Genomic DNA, 21055 nt, shown 5'->3' with positions numbered 1-21055 from the left:
CTGCGCCTCGAGGCCTGGCAGTCGCTAGTAGTGGCAGACGGAACAGTCGCGCGACACGTTCCGCTCCAGGTGACAGTTGATGCAGAAGCCCATGTTGTTCACGTTGTTCACCTTGAACACCTGGGGCGTGCGCGTCACGTCGCCGTGGCACGTGGCGCAGGCGTTCGGACCCATCGCGTTGATGTGCCGCATGTGGGGAAAGTGGGCATGCCGGGCCAGGAAGTAGACCCGGTTCCACTCGACCGGCGTGCTGGTGTTGTAGGACTCCCGGACCTTGGCAATCTCCACCTTGGCCGTGGAATCGGTGCCGCCGATGACCAGGTGGCAGTTCATGCAGGTGCCCATGCTCGGGATGCCCGGCTCCGAGGACACCGAGACCGAGTAGTGGCAGTATTGGCAATTGATCTTGTACTGCCCGGCGTGAATGTCGTGCCGGAAGAAGATCGGCTGGCGCGGACCCTTCAGCGCAGCCGAGTCCGCGGGCGTCAGGTTCGGGGCAATGAGCGAGTCGTTGACGGCCGGCGCTGCCTGCCTCGTAGCCGCGGCATCTCGGGCGAGAAACGCCACAGCCAGCGTCAAGAGCAGCGTTCCGCCGAACACCGAGGCCAGCTTACGCATGAGCCGTCACCATGATCCTGGAGGGAGACCGGAACTGCCGTTTGTGAAACAATTCACGAGGTCGCAAGTCCAGCAAAGAGAATCGCCTTGCCCCGCGCAGGCCGTATTATATGCCCACTAGGGCGAATCACAACCCTATGCCGTGCAATAATGTCCGATAAATGTATTCGGGATTGTCAGGCTCACCCAGCCGCCCGGCGGAGCGAACCCGGCGGCGCCTCCGCGCGCATCCACTCCGCCTTCTTCTTGGCGAAGCTGAGAAAGGCTGTTGCCAGGCGCTGATCGGAGAACGCCAGCCAGCACCAGCGGACCGGCCCGGTGCGTTGGGCCTCGGTGATGGCCTGCGCCACGGCGGCCGGCAGGCGCGATTCGCTCGCTTTCCGCTCTTCCCCATCGGAAATGGTGAAGGTGGCGCTCACCCCGTCCTGCATCACATGCATCCAGCAGAGCTTTCGGTTCCCGAGGGTGTATTCCCACGCCCAGCGCCACTGGGGCCCGAGGAATTTCACGTGCTCGACCACACCGGGGATCGCCCGGAGGCCCTCGCGCACCAGCTTGAACCGCGCAGCGGCCGGGGCCGGCAGGTCCTTGATCGGCGCTTTCGGCTCCGGTTCCGCCGCAGAGTCAGGATACCGATTGCCCTTCCAATACGACGTCGATCGGCTCAAGGATGGCTCCGCACCAGGAAAAGGAAACGAGGATCCGGAAATCTACGGGGGAGCCCGTGACGGAGGGAAGCGCTGAGGTGTGCGTACCTCCCCCGGCGCCATCGTCTCCCCTACCAACTCGCCCCGGCGCGTCCGCGAGCATTGCGACTGTGGACGGCCGTGCCCGGTTCAGCGAGCCAGAACCGTGGTACGGCGGCCCCGTATCACGGTTCGCCGGCGTTGGCCTCGGGCGGCTCGCCGGCCGGTGCCACACCCGCACGTTCCAGAAAGCGGCGCACCTCGATGCCCATCGCCCGCAGCAGCGACGCCTCCCGCCCGTCGAGCCCCGCCCGGAAAATGATCTCCCGGAACGAGCGCATCACGTGGTCGTGGCGGCGGGTCTTGAAGAAGTCGATGGCCCAGAGGGCGCGCGTCCAGTCGGTGAAGAGCCACTCGATCTGGTCGGCCGCGGCGGGGGCCGCCCGTCGCCGGGGCGGTTTGGTCGTAATGTCGGCACCGATCCGGACCCGCCACGTCTCGTAACTCATCACCCCGATGGCCTGCGCCAGGTTCATCGAGGTGTACTCGGCGCTGGTGGGGATGGACACCAGGGCACGGCAGAAATCCAGTTCGTCGTTGCTGAGCCCCTTGTCTTCGCGGCCGAAGACCATCGCCACCGGCCCCGCCTCCGCGCTCGCCACCAGTTCGGTGGCCGCCTCGCGCGGTTCCAGCACGGTCCGCTTCGCCGCGCGCCCGCGCGCGGTCAGCGCCACGCTGTAGACGGTGTCGGCCAGGGCGTCGGAGAGCGAGGAAAAGGTCTCGATGCGGGCGACGAGATCAGCGGTGTTGTGGGCGATCCCCTCGATTCGCCACGGATCGAACACCTCCGGGTTCACCAGGCGGATGCCGGTGATGCCGAAGTTCTTGGCCAGCCGGACAGCGCTCGCGATGTTGACGATGTCCTGCGGCGCGACGAGCACCAGGATCGGCGCGCCCCCCGGGTTCTGTGCGGAAGGCTCGGTCACCCGCGCAACTCCACCCCTGCCTCTCGCTCGATCAGCTGGATCGGCGCCAGGTAGTCGGCCTCTTCGCCGAGGGCGGCCCGCGCCTGAGCGAGCAATTCCGACGTCAGGTGGAGCACCGGACCGGCGACCCCCTGCCCCTCAAGGAACTCGGCGCCGATGCGTGCGTCCTTGTCGAGCAACGCCAGCCGGAAGGTGACCGGAAAGAGGCGGGTCAGCACCCGCTCCGGGACCAGGTATTCACTTACAAAACTCCGCCCGCTCGAGGCGTTGAGGACCTCCACCGCCTTCTGGGCGGAGATGCCGCTCTTCACCAGGGCGGTCAGACCCTCGCCAACCGCAAAGAGGTTGACCGCCAGCAGTGCGTTGTTGACCGCCTTCATGGCGTCCCCCGCACCGAGCGGCCCCATGTGCTCGACCCGGCGACCAAAACACTCCAGGACCGGACGGGCGCGCTGGAAAATCGCGTCGCTCCCCCCCACCATGACCGTCAGTGTGCCCGCCTCGGCGCCGTTGGTGCCGCCGCTCACGGGAGCATCGGCAAACTCGACCCCGACCGATGCGAGCCGCGCCCCGATCTTTCGGGTGGTGTCAGGATCGCCGGAGGTGCAGTCGAGAAAGAGCGCCCCCTTCCCAATCCCCGCGAGCATCCCGTCGGGGCCGTCGAGCAGCCCCTCGACGTCGGCGGAGGTGGAGAGGCAGGTGATCACCACCTCGGCACCGGCCACCGCCTCGCGCGGGGTCGCGGCCACCGCACAGGAGTGGGCGCCGGCGAACGCGGTGGCCTTTGTGCCGGTCCGGTTCCAGACGGTGAGTTCGTGGGCTTTGGCGATGTGGACGGCCATCGGCGTGCCGATGGCGCCGAGTCCGAGAAAAGCGATGCGCATCGAGAGTGTCCGACGTTGGAGTGAATAGGGCCGCGACCAGGTCGCCGTTGACGCCAGCCCCGGGGAGGCGTACGCTACGCGCGAGCCATGACCCCTAAAGATAGCCTGCCCTCCGGGGCCCCGTCATCGATCCGGACACGCCTCTCATGGAGCCGGGTCGCGCTGTCCGCGCTGGGCGCCCTGCTCGTCCTCTTCATCGTGGGGCCGCTCCTCCGGCTGCTCTTCCTCGCCACGCCCGAGAGCCTCGGCCAGGCGCTGCACGACCACGAACTGCTCGCGTCCATCGGCCTGACCCTCGGCACGGCCACTGCGGCGACACTCATCGGCGCCTTGCTCGGCGTACCGCTCGCCTATCTCCTGGCTCGCCGCAGCTTTCGCGGACGCCGCTTCGTCGAGGCGATCGTGGAACTGCCGGTTGTCGTCCCCCATCCGGTGGCCGGCATCGCGCTCCTCCTGTTTCTGGGGCGGAATTCCGCGGTCGGCGGGATGTTCGCGAAGTTCGGCATCGAGTTCGTCAGCCATGTTCCGGGCATCGTGGCCGGAATGCTCTTTGTCTCGGTGCCGATTCTCGTCAGCGGCGCCCGCGAAGCGTTTCGCTCGGTGGACCCCCGGCTCGAGCGGGTGGCGCGCACCCTCGGTGATCCGCCGGCCGTAGTATTCCGGCGGGTGACGCTCCCACTCGCCGGCCGCGGCATCCTGGCCGCCTCCGTACTCGCCTGGGCGCGGGCCGTCAGCGAGTTCGGCGCCATCGTCCTGCTCACCTACAACCCGCAGGTGGCGAGCGTCCTGATCTACGATCGCTTCACCACTATCGGGCTCCCCGCGGCGATCCCCGCCGCCCTGCTCCTCCTGACCGTGGCGCTTGGCGTCTTCGCCCTGGTGCGGGTCCTGCAGCCGGCGGAACGGCGATGATCCGCCTCGACGGGCTCTCCGTCCGCGTCGGTGAGTTCCTGCTGCAGGACATCTCCTTCGAGGTGCCGAGCGGCGGGTACGGGTTGCTGATCGGACCGTCGGGATCCGGCAAGACGACGCTGCTGGAAACGGTGGCGGGCCATGTCCTGCCGGCGAGGGGCCGGGTGCACCTGCACGGCGAGGACGTGACGACCGTGACCCCCGAACGGCGCGGCGTCGGTTTCGTGTACCAGAACTACCACCTCTTTCCGCACCTCGATGTCCGCGAGAACATCCGATATGGCCTGGTCCGCGGAAACCTCCCCGGCGCCCAGCAGCTCGAACGGGTGCGGGAACTCGCCTCCCTGCTCGGCATCGAGCCGCTGCTGGATCGGTCGATCCACGGCCTGAGCGGCGGGGAGACGCAGCGCGTGGCGCTGGCCCGGGCGCTGGCCCCGCGGCCGAGCATTCTGCTCCTCGACGAGCCGTTCGCCGCCGTCGATCCCGCCACCCGCCATCTGCTGCGCCGCGAACTGCGCGCGATTCATACCCACGAACAGGTCACCACGCTCCAGGTGACCCACGACTTCGACGAGGCGCTCCGCCTCGGCGACGTGGTGGCCGTGCTGGCGGAAGGCCGCATTGCGCAGCTGGGCCGCCCCGAAGAGGTCTTCCGCTTCCCCAATTCGGCGTTCGTGGCAAGGTTCATCGGGACCGGCACGGTCCTGCGGGGGGAAGTCAGCCGCCAGGCAGCCGGCAGCGGCGAGGGCCCGTTCGCCGCCTGGTTCGAGAGCGAGCCACTCCGGTTTGAGGTGGTGGCGGAGCGGGAAGGCGCGGCCCACGCCGTCCTCCGTCCCGAGGATCTCATGCTCAGCCGCGAACCGATGACCGGCTCGGCGCGGAACCGATTCCCTGCCGTCGTGAGCCGCGTGGAACGGGTCGGGCCGGTGAGTTACGTCCATCTCGACGCCGGCCGCCCATTGACGGCCGCGGTGACCACCGCCTCCGCCGCGGAGCTCGGCCTCGAGAGCGGCATCGAAGTCGTCGTCACCGTCAAGGCGACCGCCATCCATCTCGTGTAGGGAGGAGTCGTGCAATGCGAACCATCGTTGCCCTTTCGTTGCTGGTGCTCACCCTGCCTGCCTGTGACAAGCCGAAGGCGGCCCCGCCTCCCCCGCGGCCCCAGGCGCCGGAGTTGTCCATTCTGACGTCGATCGGAGACACCGCTTCGACCATTGAGGGGATCGCCCAATTCGCCGGCCAGTTGTACGTCTGCGACTGGAAGGACGGCACCATCTACCGGATCGACCCGGCCAACCCGGTGCCGACGGCCGTCGGGACGTTGCCGACCACGCCGGGCACCGCGGTGCTCGGCATCACCGCCGACGCCGACGGCAACCTGTACTTCGCGGTCCCCGATCCCGGGGTCGTCTACCGGGTGGCCGCGAGCCGGCTTGGCGCCGGGGACTTCGATGCCAGGAAGGACGCGACACTGTTCGCCACGGGCGCCACCGGCGCCAATGCGATGGCCATCGACACTCCCGGCGGCCATCTCTGGATTACCGGCGGACCGACCGGCAACCTGTACTACGTTGGGATGCAGGGGGGCGCCGTCTCCACCGCCGCCACCGGCTATACAGCGATGTCCGCCGACACGACGATGCCGGTCCGTGGCTACCTGGTGAACGGAATCGCCATCAACAGCCAGGGCGTCATTTATACTGGCAACACGGGCACCGGTGAGATCAGCATGCTCGTCGTCGGCGCCGACATGACGCCGCAGAGCATCACAACCCTGGTGAAGGACGATCGGCTCATCGGCGCCGACGGACTCTCCGTGGACGGCGACGACAACATCTGGGTCACCGCCAACTTCCAGAACACCCTCGCGCGCGTCTCGCCGCGCGGCGAGGTCACGATCGTGGCCACCAGCACGCCGACCGACGGCGCGAACGTGCTTCGCTTTCCCGCGGAGTTCACGAGGGTCGGCAACACGATCTATCTCGCAAACCTGAACTTCCCGATCGGTGCCAACACCGGGCAGCCGGTGAAGGGCGGCAGCGTCGCGGCGGTGACGCTCCCTTGACCCGGTGACCATCCGCTTCCTGCACGTCGACCTGGACGCCTTCTTCGTGGAGGTCTGCCGCCAGCTCCGCCCGGAGCTCCGCGCGGTGGACCTCCTGGTCGTTGGGGGACAGCCCAAGGGACGTGGCGTGGTGCAGTCGGCCTCCTATGGCGCGCGGGCGTTCGGCGTGAGGGCGGGCATGGCATCGAGCGAAGCCGCGAGGCGGTGCCCCGGCGCCACCTTCGTGCAGACCTCCTTCGACGACTACCGCCGCGCCTCGCGAACCGTTCGGCGGGTGCTGCAGGAGTTCTCCCCCCTGGTGGTGATGGCCTCGCTCGACGAGGGCTACCTCGATTTTTCCGGGACGGACCGGCTCTACCCGGTGTCGCTGCTGCCCGTGGCAGAGCGAATCCGCGACACGATTCGGGCGGAGGCCGGCCTCGACTGCAGCATCGGCGTCGGCCCGAACCGGATGATCGCCAAGCTGGCCTCCGATGCCGCCAAGCCCCGCGGATTGATGGAGGTCCGGGAAGGCTGGGAGGAGGGGTTCGTGGCCGGCCTGCCGCTGAAGGCGCTGCCAGGGGTGGGGCCGCGAACGGCTGAACGGCTGGCGTCGCTGGGGCTGACCGAGGTCTGGCAGGTCCAGGCGCGTTCCGTGGCGGAGTTGGAAAAGCTGATCGGTGCCGAGGCGAAGCACCTGAAACGCCGCGCACATGGGCACGGCGGACGGGTGCTGCGCGCCCGGCAGGAGACGAAGTCAATCAGCCGGGAGACGACCCTCGACCGCGACACGGCCGACCCGCAACTGCTTGCGCGGATCCTCCTGCGCCTCTCGGCACACGTCGCGAGCCAGCTGCGGCGCGAGCGGATGGCGGCGCGCACGGTGACGCTCAAGCTCCGGCATGGCGACTTCGTCACGATCACGAGGAGCCACACCCTCCCGGCAGCCACCGACCTCGATGCGGACATCGTGGGGGCTGCACGCGCGTTGCTGGGGACGGCGTTCGAGGAAGTCCGCAAGCGCGGGCGAGGCGTGCGCCTGATAGGCGTTGCGGCCACGAACCTGTCCGAGCCCCCGATGGCCGACCTCTTCGAGGCGCCGAAACGGACGAAACTCCGGCAGCTGACTGCCGCGGTGGACCAGGTCAGGGAGCGGTTCGGGTTCGACGCGGCCAAATCGGGGAGCCTGGTGAAAAAGGCGGAGCCGAGGGGCCGCGGGGCAGCGGGGCAGTGAGGGCAGCGGGGGGATGAGGGTTGGGGTCCCGTCACCCCGGAGAACGCCGGGGTCCACAGGCAAGTGCAACGGGTGCAAGACGTTGTGCCGTTGCGCTCCCAGTCCCAGCGGCCGCTTGGCCGCTGGCTCCGAGCGGTACCTTCGCGCCGCTTCGCGTCTTCGCGTCAACAAGCTGGTACCGCAGGAGCTTGTCGTTGAGCAGCAGTTACCACGGGAGCTTGTATTTTGGGCCCCATTTCGCCAACTTGCTATACGTCAAGCAAGTGCCATTCTGGAGGCACCATGGCTTCTGTTGCCCCTCAACTGCTCGAGTCCGAAAAGCCCGGATCCCGCGCCACACGGGAGGCGGTGCTCGATGCCGCTGAGCGGCTCTTTGCCGAGCGGGGGTTCGAGGCCACGAGCCTCAACGATGTGGGCGCCGCCGCCGGGGTCTCCCGGGGGACGCCCGGGTACTGTTTCGGCTCGAAGGCCGACCTCTATCAGGCCGTGCTGGAGCGCTGTTTCGCGGAGGTGCGGAGCGCCGTTCGAAGTGGCCGTCAGCGGGCCCTCGCCAGCGGCGAGTCGGCCGACCGGGTCCTCGCCGGCATCGTCTCCGAGTATTTCGACTTCATCACCGCCAACCCCAACTTCGTGCGCCTGATCGAGTGGGAAGCGCTGACCGGGGGGCGCACGCTGGAAGCGGTCCCGCCGCACGTCGAGGCCGCGCAGGAAGCGCTCGCCGCCCTCCGCGACGAATTGGCGCTCGACCCCGAGCATTCGGGCGAGGCCGCCCAACTCCTGCTGAGTGTCATCGGGCTCTGCTGGTTCCCGCTGGTGCATTCGCATACGATGCTGCGCGCCCTGGGCATCAACGCGACGACTCCTGAATTTCTCCAGGCGCGCAAGCGCCACGTGATCGACCTCGTGCTTTCGGGCACGCTTGGTCGGTCCCCGTCCTGACTCCCTAGCTGAGCGTGAGACTCATATGACAACCGCCATCAAGCAGCCGACCCACAACGACCTCGCGCCGAAGACGACCGAGCAGGAAGCCCGTGACGTCGCCGAGGCCGCACGCGAGCAGGAATGGTCGTCACGGAGCTTCGTCCGTGAGCTCTTCGAGGGAGACTACGACCTCGACCTGATCCATCCCTTCCCCGAGCCCGACCCCGCGGACCTGGCCAAGGCCAAGCCGCTGATGGAGCGGCTCGAGAAGTTCATGCGCGAAAAGGTGGACAGCGACAAGATCGACCGCGAAGGCAAGATCCCGCCCGAGATCGTCGAGGAACTCCGCCAGATGGGCGCGTTCGGGCTCAAGATCGGCGAGGAGTACGGCGGGATGGGGCTGAGCCAGTACAGCTACACCAAGGCCATCAGCCTGGTGACGAGCAACGACGGCAGCATGACCGCGCTCCTCTCCGCCGCCCAGTCGATCGGCGTGCCGGTGCCGCTCAAGCTGTTCGGCACCGACGCGCAAAAGAAGAAGTACCTCCCCCGCCTCGCCAAGGGCGCCATCTCCGCGTTTGCGCTCACCGAGACCGGGGTCGGTTCCGATCCGGCCGGCGTGGCCACGACGGCGGTCCTGTCCGACGACGGCAGCCACTACATCCTCAATGGCGAGAAGCTCTGGTGCACCAACGGCACCATCGCCGAGTTGATGGTGGTCATGGCGCGAACCGGCAAGAAAATCAGCGCCTTCATCGTCGAGACCGACTGGCCAGGCGTCGAGGTGGTCGAGCGGCTGCACTTCATGGGGCTCAAGGCCATCGAGAACGGCCTGATCCGCTTCACCAACGTGAAGGTGCCGGCCGAGAACATCATCTGGGGTGAGGGCAAGGGTCTCAAGCTCGCGCTGATCACCCTCAACACCGGCCGCCTTACCCTGCCCGCCTCCTGCGCCGCCGGGGCCAAGCGCTCCCTCGAGATCGCCCGCACCTGGGCCGCGGAGCGCCAGCAGTGGGGCGCCCCCATCGGCAAGCACGACGCCGTCGCGCAGAAGCTCGGCAGGATGGCGGCCGATACCTTTGCCATGGACTCGGTCAGCGATCTCGCCTCACTGATGGCGGACAAGGGCACCGTGGATATCCGCCTCGAGGCCGCCATGGCCAAGATGTGGAACTCCGAGGTCGGGTGGCGGATCGTGGACGACCTGCTGCAGATCAAGGGCGGGCGTGGCTACGAGACGGCCGACAGCCTGCGGAGCCGCGGCGAGCGCCCCGACCCCGTCGAACGAATGATGCGTGACTATCGCATCAACCTGATCTTCGAGGGCTCCAGCGAGATCATGCGCCTCTTCATCGCCCGCGAGGCGGTGGACACGCACCTCAAGGTGGCCGGCGCGCTGATCGACCCGAAGTCGTCCACCGGGACCAAGGTGAAGGCGCTCTTCCGCGCCGGGGCCTTCTACGCCCTCTGGTACCCGAAGCTCTGGATCGGCCTCAAGGGCCGCTTCGGCTACGGCGAGTTCGGCCCGCTGGCCACGCACCTTCGCTACGCGGAACGGCGCTCGCGCAAGCTGGCCCGGTCGCTCTTCCACGCCATGATCCGGTTTGGACCGAAGCTGGAGAAGCGGCAGGCAGTCCTCGGCCGGCTGGTCGAGATCGGTGCGGAGCTCTTCGCCATTTCCGCCACGGTCAGCCGCGCGCAGGCGATGGTGAAGAAGAACCCGGCCGACCGCTCGCCCATCGAGCTGGCCGATGCCTTCGCGCGGAATTCGCGCCGCAAGATCGACGACCGCTTCGCCGCCCTCTTCGACAACGAGGACGTCATGAACTACGCTGTCGCGCAGAACACCACGGCCGGCAAGTATGCCTGGGTGGAATCCGGCATGGTCCGGGACAAGTAGCATGGCCACGCCGGAAGGCCGTTCCCTCCCGTTCACGGGTCCCGAGCACGTCGACGTCGCCGTGCTCGAGACCTTCCCGTACGACGGGCCCGCGCAGCACATCGTCACCACCACCGACGAATTCAGCGCCGTCTGTCCCTATAGCGGGCTCCCTGACTTTGCGACGCTGACGGTGTCCTACGTGCCGGGCAAGACCTGCATCGAGCTCAAGAGCCTGAAGTACTACGTGACGAGCTACCGCAACGTCGGCATCTACCAGGAGCACGCCACGGCGAAGATCGCCGAGGACCTCTTCAAGGTGCTCGCGCCCCAGACCATCACGGTGGAAACCGACTACAACGTCCGGGGCGGTTTCCTGACCACCTGCAGCGTGACGTTGCCGACGCCCGGCTGACGCGGCCGCAGGATCCAACGCAAAGAGCGGTGCGGGGAGACTCCCCGCACCGCTCTTTGATATCCCGCCCGGCCGGTGGCGACTACTTGGCCGCCAATCCAGGGCTGGGGGGCGTGATGGTCCGCGGCGTCACTTCCCGGGTCGGCCCGCGGGGCAGCAGCACCGGCAGGTTGGCCAGCTCGAACGCCGTCACCGCCATCACCGCCGACGCCTGGCGCAGGTCGCCCGGCACCGCGTGATCGTAGGTATCGATCTGCGAATGGTGGGTGTGGTTGTACCCGCGGGATTCCTGGTCGTAGTTCCAGCCGGGCACCCCGTAGGGGATGAACGAGAGGTGGTCGGTGCCCCCCTTGTTCCCCTCGCGCACCTTGTCCGCCCCGAGCGACGCGACAGGCGCGAGCAGGTCGGTCCAGAGCTGGGCATCCTGGTTGCGGCCCTGCAACGCCATGCCGGTGATCATGCCGGTCCCGTTGTCGAGCACCAGGACCGCCTGGATCTTGTCCGCCTCGGCGGCGTGCTGGGCCGCGTAGGCCGCCGAGCCGAGCAACCCCTCCTCTTCGCCACTGAAGAGGATGAAGCGCATGGTCCGCTTCGGCTTGAGCCCGCTCGCCATGATGACCCGGGCGGCCTCCATCACCACCATGGAGCCGGTGGCGTTGTCGGTCGTCCCGGTGCCAAGGTCCCAGCTGTCGAGGTGGGCGCCGAGAATCACGACCTGATCAGGCCATTCCGTGCCCTTGATCTCGCCGATGGTGTTCCACTGCATCACCGGCTTGGTGCCCAGCGTGTTGTCCACCCGGCCGGAGACCTTCGGCGTGACACCGTGCTCCAGGAGGCGGCTGAACCCGGCGTAGTCTTCGTGGGCAATGACCACGTTCGGAAGCGGCGACACGCTGTAGGGAGAACCCGACATGTTCATGAGGCCGTATTCCTTCCCGGCATCCGTCAGGACGCCGAGCGCACCGTACTGCTTCAGCAGGTAGTTGCGGTCCACCGCAAACTGGCGCCGCGCCTGGCGTCCAGCCTCGGTGGTGTCCCGGCCTCCGGCGCGGAACGCGGCCATCCGCGCCTCGCGCTCCGCCTGTGCGGCGGCGGAGTCGGCCGCGGTCATCGGGGGGCCGTCCGGATTCCAGATGTCGGCGGCGGGGCGGAGCATCAGCCAGGCGCCCTTGATCTTGTCCTTGTACACGGCGAGGCTCTCGGGAGTCGACGCATCCACCAGGACGACGGGGCCGGTCAGGGTCTTGCCGCCGGTCCCGGCGGTCCACGCCCAGCTGTGCGCGGTCAGGTTGCGGGGAAACGGCGCGTCGATCTTGAACGCGATCGGACCCCGCTCCCAGGTCACACCGTACTCATACGACTCCTGCGTGGCGGAGAGGCCGTAGAGCTTGAACTGCGCCTCGGTCCAGTCGTTGGCCTGCTTCATGGCCGCCGAACCAGTCAGCCGGGGGCCGATGACGTCGGTGAGGAACTCGAGGGTCGTCATCACCTGCGACTTGTTCATCGCCTCGCCGATCAGGGCGCCGGTGCCGGTGGTGTCCACCGTCTGGGCGGCGAGTGGAGTGGCGGCGAGGGTCAAGAGCATCAGGAATCGTCGTGTCATCGATCTGGGCCTTCCGATTCGGGGACGAGGTTCGGGGGTAGAAGGGAGATATATCGCACGGGGAGCCGAAACGCGAGAGGAGGCCGCTCACGCTTCCCCGACCAGCCCGGTCGCAATCGTCCGGAGCCGGTCCACCTCGGGAAGCGCCGCGATCCACCGTTCGGGAATCGCCGCCTCGCCGTCCCGGGCGCCGAGCAGTCCGCCCGCCACGGCGGCGTTGGTGTCGGTGTCGCCCCCGGCGTTGGCAAGCCAAATCAGGGCCGACTCGAGGTTCGGTTCATTCCACGCCGCCCAGAGCGCAATTTCCACGCAGCTGACGGCATCCCACGCCCGGTCGCCAAGGATCGGAAGCTCCTCCCGCCGCTCGAGCGGCACGCGGCGGATGGCGGCCATCAATTCTGCCGGGGCTTCGTTGACGCGCAGCACTTCGATCACGTCGGCGAGGAAATCCCGGCGGCCCGCCAGCAGCTCTGCCGCGGCGACGTTGACCGCCACGGCCCCCCAGGTGCACCGGTCGTCGGGATGGGTCAGCGCGGCGGTGTGCCAGGTGCCCGCCACGAGGTTCCGCGGTGAACCGCGGGTCGCGATGGCGACCGGGAGGGCGCGCATGACCGCGCCGTTGGGCGCGCGCCCCCCGGTGCCGGAGGGAGGGGAGCCGTGGGTCCGGATATGGTTCAGGGCGGTCCGGGTCCAGACGCCGGCCCCCCGGCCATCGGCGTCGAGCCAGGAGATCCAGCGCTGGGCGAGGCGCTCCAGGTCCACATCACCCGTCAGGAGCTCCTCGGCGAGGAGGAGCGCCATGGCGACGTCGTCGTCGAAAGGACTCTCGGGGGTGTCACGCCGGATGATGTCACGCACGCCACCCGGAAATGCCGCCAGGATGGCCTCGGGGCTGCCAAGGAACTCGGTGGGTACACCAAGCGCGTTCCCGGCGGCGTGTCCGAGGAGGGCGCCGCGGGCGCGCTCGGCGATGGTGAGAGGAGCGGAAGGCATCGGCCAACAAACGTAACCGGCTTTGCCCCGGCCTGCTTCCCGGCTATTTTCCAGCCGTCACCGCAACACCTTCTCACCATAAGGACCGCTCTGTGTCGAACGAATCTCTGAGCGTCATCGACAACCGAACAGGCAAGAGCTACGAGCTGCCAATCGCCGACGGGACCGTGCGGGCCATGGACCTGCGCCAGATCAAGACGTCGGACGAGGATTTCGGGTTGATGACCTACGACCCGGCCTTCACCAACACCGCCTCCTGCAAGAGCGCCATCACGTACATCGACGGCGATCGGGGCATCCTCCGCTACCGCGGCTACCCCATCGAGGAGCTCGCCGACAAGGCCAGCTTCCTTGAGGTGGCGTACCTGCTGTCCGAGGGGGAGCTTCCCACCGCACCGCAGCTGGCCAAGTGGCAGAACGACATCGTCTACCACACCTACGTCCACACCAACATCATCAAGTTCCTCGAGGGGTTCCGGTACGACGCCCACCCCATGGGGATGCTGCTCGGCGTGGTCGGGGCGCTCTCGACCTTCTACCCCGACGCCAAGAACATCCACGACCCGGAAAACCGCTACGTCCAGCGGGTCCGGCTCATGGCCAAGATCCCGACCCTGGCGGCGTTCGTCTTCCGGCAGACGCGCGGACTGCCGTACCAGTTCCCGCGGAACGATCTCGACTACATCGGCAACTACGTCAACATGACCTTCAGCATCGGCGGCCAGCACAAGCCGAACCCGGTGCTGCAGCGCGCGCTTGAGATCCTGCTGATCCTGCACGCCGACCACGAGCAGAACTGCTCGACGAGCGCCGTGCGCGGCGTCGGCTCGTCCGGCGTCGACCCCTTCTCGGCCATCTCCGCCGGCATCGCCGCCCTCTACGGCCCCCTCCACGGTGGCGCCAACGAGGCCGTGCTCCGCATGCTCGACGAAATTGGCGAGAAGAAGAACATCCCGGCGTTCATCGAGCGGGTAAAGGCGGGCGAGGGAAGGCTGATGGGCTTCGGCCACCGGGTCTACAAGTCGTACGACCCCCGGGCCAAGCTGATCAAGCGGGTGGCAGACGAGGTCTTTGCGGAGACGGGGCTGAATCCGAAGCTCGAAATCGCGGTGGAACTCGAGCGGATCGCGCTGTCCGACGAGTACTTCGTCAAGCGGAAGCTCTACCCGAACGTGGACTTCTACTCCGGGCTCATCTACCAGGCGATGGGCTACCCGACCGACTACTTCACGGTGCTCTTTGCCCTCGGGCGGATGCCGGGCTGGCTGGCGCAGTGGGAGGAGATGATCACCGACGGGGAGCAGAAAATTGCCCGCCCGCGGCAGATCTACACCGGGGCGGAATCCCGGCCGTTCCTGCCGATCGAGAAGCGGAAGTAGGCGCTACTCGCGCCGAGCCTCGCCCTCGAGGTAGGTGTATCCCTCGAGCCCGGCGACATAATCCGCAATGAAGGAATTGGCCTCGGCCCGGGAGAGATCCCGGGCCGCGGTCACTTTACGGCGCCAGGTGGCCAGCAGGTCGGAGGCGTGGAACTGGACATAGTTCAGGACCTCGGTCACCGTGTCCCCGTGCACCAGGTCGGTCACCTGGTATCCCTGCGGCGTCATGCGGACGTGCACGGCGTTGGTGTCACCGAAGAGATTGTGGAGGTCGCCCAGGATCTCCTGGTACGCACCGGTCAGGAAAAACCCGAGCACATAGGCGTCGCCGTCGGCGCAGGCGTGCAACTCCAGCGAGGGTTTGCCCTTGCGCCCCCCCGCGAAGCGGTCGATGACGCCGTCGGAGTCGCAGGTGATGTCCTGGACCGTGCCCCGGCGCGTCGGTCGCTCGTTGAGCCGGTGGATCGGCATGATCGGGAAGAGCTGGTCGATGGCCCAGTTGTCCGGCAGGGACTGGAACACCGAGAAGTTGGAGAAGTACCGGTCCACCAGGGTGGCGTCGATGTGGGCCGTGATTTCGGGATGGGAGGTGCGGTCGTCGCCGAGCAGCTGCTGCATGGCCGTCAGCGTGCAGAGATACAGCTGCTCGGCGTCGGCCTTGTCCCGGAGCGTGAACACGCCGCTCGCGAAGTATTCGTTGGTCCGTTCCTTGGCGAAGATGACGTCGTGGAACGCCTCGTCGAGCCGCTCCATGCTCAACCCTTCGAGGTTTTCCGACATCTCCCGGAGGAGCACGTGCGGCTCGTCGCCGAGGACGGGCGGCACCGGCTCCACCTGGCTCTCGACATCGATCACGTTTACCAGCAGCAGGGAGTGGTGCGCCGTGAGCGCCCGACCCGACTCCGAGATCAGGTGCGGCATCGGCAAGTCCCGCTCCTGGCAGGCGGTGCCGATGGTGTACACCACGTCGCTCGCGTATTCCCGCATGGTGTAGTTCACGCTGGCGGGCCGGGTCGAGCGCGACCCGTCGTAGTCCACGCCGAGGCCCCCTCCGACATCCACGTGGGTCAGCTGGAAGCCCATCGCGTGGATCTCGCCGTAGTACCGGGTGATCTCCTCCAGCCCGGCCTTCACGTGGCGGATGTCGGTGATCTGGCTGCCGAGGTGGAAGTGCACCAGCCGGAGCAGGTCCTTCCGGCCGAGTCGATCGAGCTTGGTCAGCAGCCGCATCAGTTCCACGGCGCTGAGGCCAAACTTGGACTTCTCCCCGCCGCTCTTGGCCCAGCGACCCGACCCTTCGGTGGCCAGCTTGATGCGCACGCCAAGGGTCGGCACGATCCCCATCTCGTCGGCCACCGACAACAACAGGTCCAGTTCGTGGAGCTGCTCCACCACGATGAACACCTGGTGGCCCAGGCGCTGTCCCATGAGGGCCAGCCGGATGAATTCCTCGTCCTTGTAGCCGTTGCAGACAATCAGGTGCTGCGTGCTTTCGTGCAGGCCGAGGACGGCCTGCAGCTCCGGCTTGCTGCCGCACTCCAGGCCGACGCCGTGGGCGGCGCCGAATTCGACGATTTCCTGCACGACGTGGCGCTGCTGGTTGACCTTGATCGGATACACCGTCGTGTACGACCCGGTGTACCCGAACTCCGTGATGGCCCGGCTGAACACCTCGGCCAGCTGGGAGATGCGGGCACGCAGGATGTCGGAGAAGCGGAGCAGCAGCGGCAGCCCGACACCCTGCGCCTGGAGGTCCATGGCCAGTTGATAGAGGTCGAGGCCGCGCGCGGGGTCGCCATCGGCATGCACCGTGACATGGCCCTCCGCATTGATCCGGAAGAAGCCCAGGCCCCAGCCCGGCATGTTGTAGAGCTTCTCGGCGTCCTTGGACGTCCAACTGGCGGGCGGGGCGTTCGGCGGCGTGACGGTCGTAATCGCGGTGCTCCTGCTGAGGAATCGGCCTCAATGTTAATGCCCACGGCCTCCCCCCGAAAGAACCGGCCCCCCGCGAGATTCCCGACGCCTCGCGCCGGGGGCCCGACCGGGCGAGATTTCGGGGTCACTTGTTACCAGGAGCAGGCATGCAGTGGTCGTTCCGAATCGGGCGGGTCAACGGCACCGACGTCAAGGTGCACATCACCTTCCTCGCGCTGGTCGCGTGGTGGGGCTACGCCGCCTACGCCGACGGCGGGCGGGCGGCGGCCGTCCAGGCGGTGATTTTCCTTTTGGGCCTCTTCACCTGCGTGCTGCTCCACGAATTCGGGCACATCCTGATGGCGCGACGCTTCGGCGTGCGGACCCCCGACGTCATTCTCCTCCCGATCGGCGGGCTGGCCCGCCTCGAGCGGATGCCCGAGGAGCCGCGGCAGGAACTGCTGATCGCCGCCGCCGGCCCTGCCGTCACCCTTGCCATCGCGCTGCTCATCTTCGCCGCACTGCGGCTGGCCGGCGCGCCCCTCGATTCGGGGCAGCTCGATCCCTCGCAGCCTGGCCTCGCCCAGCAGCTCCTCTGGATCAACGTGGCGCTGCTCCTCTTCAACCTCCTGCCGATCTTCCCAATGGATGGCGGCCGCATGCTGCGCGCGCTGCTCGCCATGCGCGTGGGCCTGCAGCGGGCCACCCGCATCGCGGCCCGCGTGGGCCAGGGCGGCGCCATCGTGCTGGGCGCCTGGGGCCTCGGGTTCTTTTCCAGGTGGGGACTCGGGCCGAACATCGTGCTGGTGCTCATCGCGATTTTCGTCTATCTGGCCGCGGGCGCGGAGGGCGCCGCGGTGGAGACCCGCACTGCGGGGCGCGGGCTGACGGTGCGGGAGTTGATGATCACCCAGTTCGTTGCCCTCCCGGTGCACGCCACGCTGCAGCAGGCGGTGGACGCGCTCCTGGCCGGCGAGCAGGGCGAGTTTCCCGTGGTCGACAACTGGGGAAAGATCGAAGGGCTGTTGACCCGCGACGGACTGATCCGCGGCCTCTCGCAGCTGGGAGCAGCGGCGAGCGTCGAGCGGGCCATGGATCCAGGAATTGTGCCGCTACCGCTGGACTTGCCGTTCGACGCTGCGCTGGAACGCCTGGTCCAGAGTGGACTCCCTGCGCTCCCGGTCGTTGACCGGGGCGGTACCCTGGTTGGCCTGTTGACCGGCGACAACGTGAAGGACGTCCTGCTGGTGCGCCAGGCGGGGATTCACTTCCCGCAGCGGAGCGTCTAGGCCGCCGGAAACTCCGCGAGGAAGGCCTCGGGACCGCGCAGCGGTTTGACGAAGTACCACCAGTTGTCCTCCGGGCTCCATCCTTCCTCGTCCGCCACGATGTTGCCCCAGAGGCACCGCTCCACCGGTGCCGTGACGGCGCGGATCCGCCGGTCGAGCTCGGCCAGTTTCTCCGAGAATTGCGCCGCCTGGTCTCTCGTCACCCGCTCGAGTGCCTGGGCCAGCAGCTGGCGGCCATCCAGGTCGCTGAGGTAGTCCTCGTAGTCCCCGCCATAGCCTTCCTCGACGGCCGCGACTGTCCGCTCCCACCCGGCGAGCAGCACCTCGAGCCCGCCTCGCACCACGGCATCCGGGGCCCCCTCCTCGCGCAGGAACGCTTCCAGGTTGCCCGCGTCCCGCCCGGTCACCGGGGAAACCGGTTGTTGGCGCGGTCCACGTCGGGCAGCGCATGCCGGGGGTCGAGTTCCGCACTCCTGACGGCGGGTTTCCCGCGCACGCGATAGGTGAAGCGTGGACCCAGGTTCCACATTTCGACCGGCAGCCGTACCACCTCCGAGGACCCGTCGGCAAAGGTGAGCTTCAGCTCCGCAGGCATGACCATGGTGCCGAGGCTGGCGAGCCTGACCGCCGTGACGCCCCCGCTCTCGGTCGCGACGCTGTCCACCGCCTGGTCGAGCTGCGTGGTCGTCAGCACCCACTCCCGCCAGAACCAGTCGAGGTCCATCCCGGAGGCGTCACGCATCAGGCGGAAGAAGTCCGCCGGCGACGGGTGGCGGAACGCCCACGCGGCCAGATACTGGCGGAACGCGGCGTCGAACCGTTGCGGGCCCAGCACCTCGTACCGCAGGAGCTGCAGCATCAGCGCCGGCTTCTGGTAGCCGGCCCAGAAGAGGTCCTGCACCTCCACCGGCCGGAGGCCGAGCGGCTGCTCCCCCGGCCCGGCATGGTCGGGATAGAGGTGCAGGGGGTGGACTTCGATCGAGTCGCCGTAGGCGGTGCCCTTGAAGTACCGCGCGGCGTTGGCCAGGTCGATGAAGGTGTTGAACCCTTCGTCCATCCAGGGATAGAGGCGTTCGTTGGAGCCGACCACCATCGGGACCCACTGGTGCCCAAGTTCGTGCGCCAGCACCCAATGCACATCTTCCCGGTTGGGGCCGGCGGGATCAAAGGTGATCATCGGGTACTCCATCCCCTCGATCGGCCCCTCGATGCTGGTGAACTGCGGGTACGGGTACCGCAACCACTGGGTACTGTAGTAGGCCAGCGCCTCGTTGGTCATCCTGTTGGCTTCAGCCCAGATCGTGGCCGAGGGCCGGTAGAGAGTGTGAATCGCAATCCCATCCCAGGCGCTCGCATCCCACTGGAAGTCGGGGCTCGCGGCGAACGCGAAGTCGCGCACACTGTCGGCGCTGAAGCGCCAGGTGAGGGTGCCGGTCGCCGTGGGGCGAGTGCGGCCAGGGTTCCCGGCCTCGGCCTTGGAAATGACCGCGATTGGCGTGGTCGAGGTCGCCGCCTTGGCGAGGCGCTTGCGCTGAGTGGCCGTCAGGACCTCGCCGGCGTTTTGCAGCGTGCCGGTGGCGGCCACGATATAGCCGGCGGGGACGGTCAACGAGACATCGAACCGCCCGTATTCGAGGTAGAACTCCCCTGCCCCGATATACGGATCGTGGTTCCAGCCGCGGAGGTCGTCGTACACCGCAAGGCGCGGATACCACTGCGCCACCTCGTAGAGCGTGCCGTCGCGACCCATCCGGCCGCCGCCAAAGGCAGGCACCTTGAACCGCCACCGGATGACAATGTCGAGCGCGGCGCCCGCGGCCATCGGCGCCGGCAGGTCGAGCCGCATCGTGGTGCCGTACACCACGGGCGTCACCGGGCGGCCGGCCACGAGCACGGTGTCGAGCACAAACCCACCCGCAAATCCCTGGCAGGAGAAGTCGAAGGTAGAGCCGAGGAAGACGAGCGGTGGCTGGTCGAGCTGGGAGGTGACGCTCCCGGGCGCGCACATGTTCTGCTCCAGGTGCATCCACAGGTAGGGCAGCGCGTCCGGGGAGCGGTTGTGGTACGAGATCACCTCCCGGCCACGCACCTCGTTGGCCGCCGGGTCCAGGGTTGCATCGATCCGGTAGTCCACCCGCTGCTGCCAGTAGGCGTGGCCCGGCCGACCGCTGGCGGCACGGTACTCGTTGAGGCCCGGCAGGTTGAGGGGGCGGAAGGGGGAGACTTGCCATCCCTGGGCGGCGAGCCCAGTGGCGGTCAGCAGCGAGGCGAGGGCGCCTCTGGCGAGAAGACGGATCACGTGGTATCTCCAGACGGAGTCTATTCGTGAAACATACGCGCCGGCTGGCCCGTCAGTAAGCCGCTCATGGTCCGGCCCTGTTGGCCCGTTGCCACCCACCCCCTTGGAGAATCCACTCGTATGCGTCTCGTTCCCCTGCTGCTCCTGGGTCTCAGTGCCGCGGCCTGCACCAAGGAACCCGCCCCGGCGACGACGACTCCCATCGCCGCCACGCCGCAGGAAGTCGCCATCACCGCCACTGACTTCGGCTATCAGCTGCCAGCCGCCCCTGTCCACGCGGGCTTGACCACATTCACACTGGTCAACCAGGGGGCCGAGATTCACCACGCGACCCTGATCCGCCTCGAGGACGGCAAGACCGTGAGCGACTACATGACCGCGCTCCAGTCCGCGGGACCTCCGCCGGCGTGGGGTGTGTCTGTTGGCGGCCCGAACGCCGCCCCCCCGGGCGGCGAGGCGAACACCACCCTCGTTCTCGAGCCCGGCACCTATGCCGTGGTCTGCTTCATCCCTTCTCCGGACGGCGTCCCGCACATGGCGAAGGGAATGGTCCTGGGCATGGAGGTCCAGCCCGCCACCGGCCCGGTGGCCGCGCTTCCCGCCGGCGACATCCAGCTCACCATGCTCGACTACAGTTTCGCCTTCTCCCAGCCCCCCGCGGCGGGCACCCACACCTTCACCGTGACGAACCAGGGCAAGGAGGTACACGAGGCGGTGCTGGTCAAGCTGGCTCCGGGCATGACGGCGGAACAGGTTGGAGCCTGGTATGCAGGAGGGGAACAGGGGCCGCCTCCCGGCGCTCCGGTTGGCGGCGTGGCCGGGATGGCCCCAGGTCAGGTGGAGAACTTTACCGCCACTCTCGAACCCGGCACCTACGGGCTGATCTGTTTTGTCCCTGCCGCTGACGGGGCGCCGCACTTCGTCCATGGGATGGCGGTCACCTTCACCGTCTCGTAACCGCTCACGGGACCTTTGTCCCGCATGTGACGTATAATAGAG

Annotated in this window: 19 protein-coding genes; 10 read left to right on the top strand and 9 right to left on the bottom strand. The window is 67.8% G+C overall.

The features are described from left to right. Positions 1-24: 24 nt before the first annotated feature. From R2910_10800 to R2910_10785, 4 genes are all read right to left on the bottom strand, one after another. Positions 25-618 (bottom strand): cytochrome c3 family protein, encoded by a 594-nt coding sequence (locus tag R2910_10800; GenBank protein ID MEZ4413461.1) that lies wholly within the window; start codon positions 616-618, stop codon positions 25-27. A gap of 182 nt (positions 619-800) precedes the next feature. Then, the gene (locus R2910_10795) at positions 801-1286 is read right to left on the bottom strand and encodes a DUF3788 family protein (GenBank protein ID MEZ4413460.1); all 486 of its coding nucleotides are present in this window, start codon (positions 1284-1286) and stop codon (positions 801-803) included. Positions 1287-1489: 203 nt separating this feature from the next. Next, a complete protein-coding gene (locus R2910_10790; protein ID MEZ4413459.1) occupies positions 1490-2290 on the bottom strand; it encodes a TrmH family RNA methyltransferase in 801 nt (266 codons plus the stop codon). Further along, entirely contained in the window at positions 2287-3174 is an 888-nt protein-coding gene (locus R2910_10785) for an NAD(P)-dependent oxidoreductase (GenBank protein MEZ4413458.1), read from the bottom strand. The genes R2910_10790 and R2910_10785 overlap by 4 nt, the downstream gene beginning before the upstream one ends. Positions 3175-3261: 87 nt before the next feature. On the opposite strand from R2910_10785, the gene R2910_10780 reads away from it, so the two are divergent. The 7 genes from R2910_10780 (at position 3262) to queF (ending at position 10579) form a co-directional block, all read left to right on the top strand. Continuing rightward, on the top strand, positions 3262-4086 hold the full coding sequence (locus tag R2910_10780; GenBank protein MEZ4413457.1) for an ABC transporter permease: 825 nt from the start codon (positions 3262-3264) through the stop codon (positions 4084-4086). Beyond that, positions 4083-5147 carry an ABC transporter ATP-binding protein gene (locus tag R2910_10775; GenBank protein ID MEZ4413456.1) on the top strand — a complete coding sequence of 355 codons (1065 nt, stop codon included), beginning with the start codon at positions 4083-4085 and terminating at the stop codon, positions 5145-5147. The genes R2910_10780 and R2910_10775 overlap by 4 nt, the downstream gene beginning before the upstream one ends. A gap of 14 nt (positions 5148-5161) precedes the next feature. Further along, on the top strand, positions 5162-6151 hold the full coding sequence (locus R2910_10770; GenBank protein MEZ4413455.1) for an SMP-30/gluconolactonase/LRE family protein: 990 nt from the start codon (positions 5162-5164) through the stop codon (positions 6149-6151). A 4-nt stretch (positions 6152-6155) separates the two neighbouring features. Then, a complete protein-coding gene (gene dinB, locus R2910_10765; protein MEZ4413454.1) occupies positions 6156-7364 on the top strand; it encodes a DNA polymerase IV in 1209 nt (402 codons plus the stop codon). 282 nt (positions 7365-7646) lie between these two features. Then, positions 7647-8303 carry a TetR/AcrR family transcriptional regulator gene (locus R2910_10760; protein MEZ4413453.1) on the top strand — a complete coding sequence of 219 codons (657 nt, stop codon included), beginning with the start codon at positions 7647-7649 and terminating at the stop codon, positions 8301-8303. Between the two features lie 25 nt (positions 8304-8328). Next, entirely contained in the window at positions 8329-10185 is a 1857-nt protein-coding gene (locus R2910_10755) for an acyl-CoA dehydrogenase family protein (protein MEZ4413452.1), read from the top strand. Between the two features lies 1 nt (position 10186). Beyond that, complete coding sequence (gene queF / locus R2910_10750; GenBank protein ID MEZ4413451.1) at positions 10187-10579, top strand: preQ(1) synthase; 393 nt, start codon at positions 10187-10189, stop codon at positions 10577-10579. An 82-nt stretch (positions 10580-10661) separates the two neighbouring features. Here queF and R2910_10745 read toward each other — a convergent pair whose 3' ends face one another. Further along, on the bottom strand, positions 10662-12182 hold the full coding sequence (locus tag R2910_10745) for a M20/M25/M40 family metallo-hydrolase (protein ID MEZ4413450.1): 1521 nt from the start codon (positions 12180-12182) through the stop codon (positions 10662-10664). 87 nt (positions 12183-12269) lie between these two features. After that, a complete protein-coding gene (locus R2910_10740) occupies positions 12270-13175 on the bottom strand; it encodes an ADP-ribosylglycohydrolase family protein (GenBank protein ID MEZ4413449.1) in 906 nt (301 codons plus the stop codon). Positions 13176-13267: 92 nt separating this feature from the next. On the opposite strand from R2910_10740, the gene R2910_10735 reads away from it, so the two are divergent. Further along, positions 13268-14554, top strand: coding sequence for a citrate synthase (locus R2910_10735; protein MEZ4413448.1), 1287 nt, complete (start codon positions 13268-13270; stop codon positions 14552-14554). A 3-nt stretch (positions 14555-14557) separates the two neighbouring features. On the opposite strand, the gene speA is transcribed toward R2910_10735, so the two are convergent. After that, entirely contained in the window at positions 14558-16489 is a 1932-nt protein-coding gene (gene speA / locus R2910_10730; GenBank protein MEZ4413447.1) for a biosynthetic arginine decarboxylase, read from the bottom strand. A 146-nt stretch (positions 16490-16635) separates the two neighbouring features. Here speA and R2910_10725 point away from each other — a divergent pair, with 146 nt between their 5' ends. Continuing rightward, positions 16636-17757: a site-2 protease family protein gene (locus R2910_10725; protein MEZ4413446.1), complete on the top strand. Its 1122-nt coding sequence runs from the start codon at positions 16636-16638 to the stop codon at positions 17755-17757. Here R2910_10725 and R2910_10720 read toward each other — a convergent pair. Further along, positions 17754-18164: a hypothetical protein gene (locus tag R2910_10720; protein ID MEZ4413445.1), complete on the bottom strand. Its 411-nt coding sequence runs from the start codon at positions 18162-18164 to the stop codon at positions 17754-17756. The two genes, R2910_10725 and R2910_10720, sit on opposite strands and share 4 nt — an antisense overlap. Beyond that, positions 18161-20056, bottom strand: coding sequence for a M1 family metallopeptidase (locus R2910_10715; protein ID MEZ4413444.1), 1896 nt, complete (start codon positions 20054-20056; stop codon positions 18161-18163). Before R2910_10715 ends, R2910_10720 begins: the two co-directional genes overlap by 4 nt. A 120-nt stretch (positions 20057-20176) precedes the next feature. On the opposite strand from R2910_10715, the gene R2910_10710 reads away from it, so the two are divergent. Then, positions 20177-21013 carry a hypothetical protein gene (locus R2910_10710; GenBank protein ID MEZ4413443.1) on the top strand — a complete coding sequence of 279 codons (837 nt, stop codon included), beginning with the start codon at positions 20177-20179 and terminating at the stop codon, positions 21011-21013. Positions 21014-21055: the final 42 nt, after the last annotated feature.

The organism is Gemmatimonadales bacterium, assembly GCA_041390145.1.
Lineage (GTDB): Bacteria > Gemmatimonadota > Gemmatimonadetes > Gemmatimonadales > GWC2-71-9 > SPDF01.
The sequence above is the reverse complement of the archived record's forward strand: the minus strand, read 5'-3'. Positions and strand labels throughout refer to the sequence as shown.

What these genes read in the sequence shown, in the direction of transcription:
- R2910_10725 (MEZ4413446.1), top strand. Translation starts at nt 16,636, where the DNA reads ATGCAGTGGTCGTTCCGAATCGGGCGGGTCAACGGCACCGACGTCAAG.
- R2910_10770 (MEZ4413455.1), top strand. Translation starts at nt 5,162, where the DNA reads ATGCGAACCATCGTTGCCCTTTCGTTGCTGGTGCTCACCCTGCCTGCC.
- R2910_10745 (MEZ4413450.1), bottom strand. Translation starts at nt 12,182, where the DNA reads ATGACACGACGATTCCTGATGCTCTTGACCCTCGCCGCCACTCCACTC.
- queF (MEZ4413451.1), top strand. Translation starts at nt 10,187, where the DNA reads ATGGCCACGCCGGAAGGCCGTTCCCTCCCGTTCACGGGTCCCGAGCAC.
- R2910_10775 (MEZ4413456.1), top strand. Translation starts at nt 4,083, where the DNA reads ATGATCCGCCTCGACGGGCTCTCCGTCCGCGTCGGTGAGTTCCTGCTG.
- R2910_10785 (MEZ4413458.1), bottom strand. Translation starts at nt 3,174, where the DNA reads ATGCGCATCGCTTTTCTCGGACTCGGCGCCATCGGCACGCCGATGGCC.
- R2910_10755 (MEZ4413452.1), top strand. Translation starts at nt 8,329, where the DNA reads ATGACAACCGCCATCAAGCAGCCGACCCACAACGACCTCGCGCCGAAG.
- R2910_10740 (MEZ4413449.1), bottom strand. Translation starts at nt 13,175, where the DNA reads ATGCCTTCCGCTCCTCTCACCATCGCCGAGCGCGCCCGCGGCGCCCTC.
- R2910_10710 (MEZ4413443.1), top strand. Translation starts at nt 20,177, where the DNA reads ATGCGTCTCGTTCCCCTGCTGCTCCTGGGTCTCAGTGCCGCGGCCTGC.
- R2910_10760 (MEZ4413453.1), top strand. Translation starts at nt 7,647, where the DNA reads ATGGCTTCTGTTGCCCCTCAACTGCTCGAGTCCGAAAAGCCCGGATCC.
- R2910_10800 (MEZ4413461.1), bottom strand. Translation starts at nt 618, where the DNA reads ATGCGTAAGCTGGCCTCGGTGTTCGGCGGAACGCTGCTCTTGACGCTG.
- R2910_10780 (MEZ4413457.1), top strand. Translation starts at nt 3,262, where the DNA reads ATGACCCCTAAAGATAGCCTGCCCTCCGGGGCCCCGTCATCGATCCGG.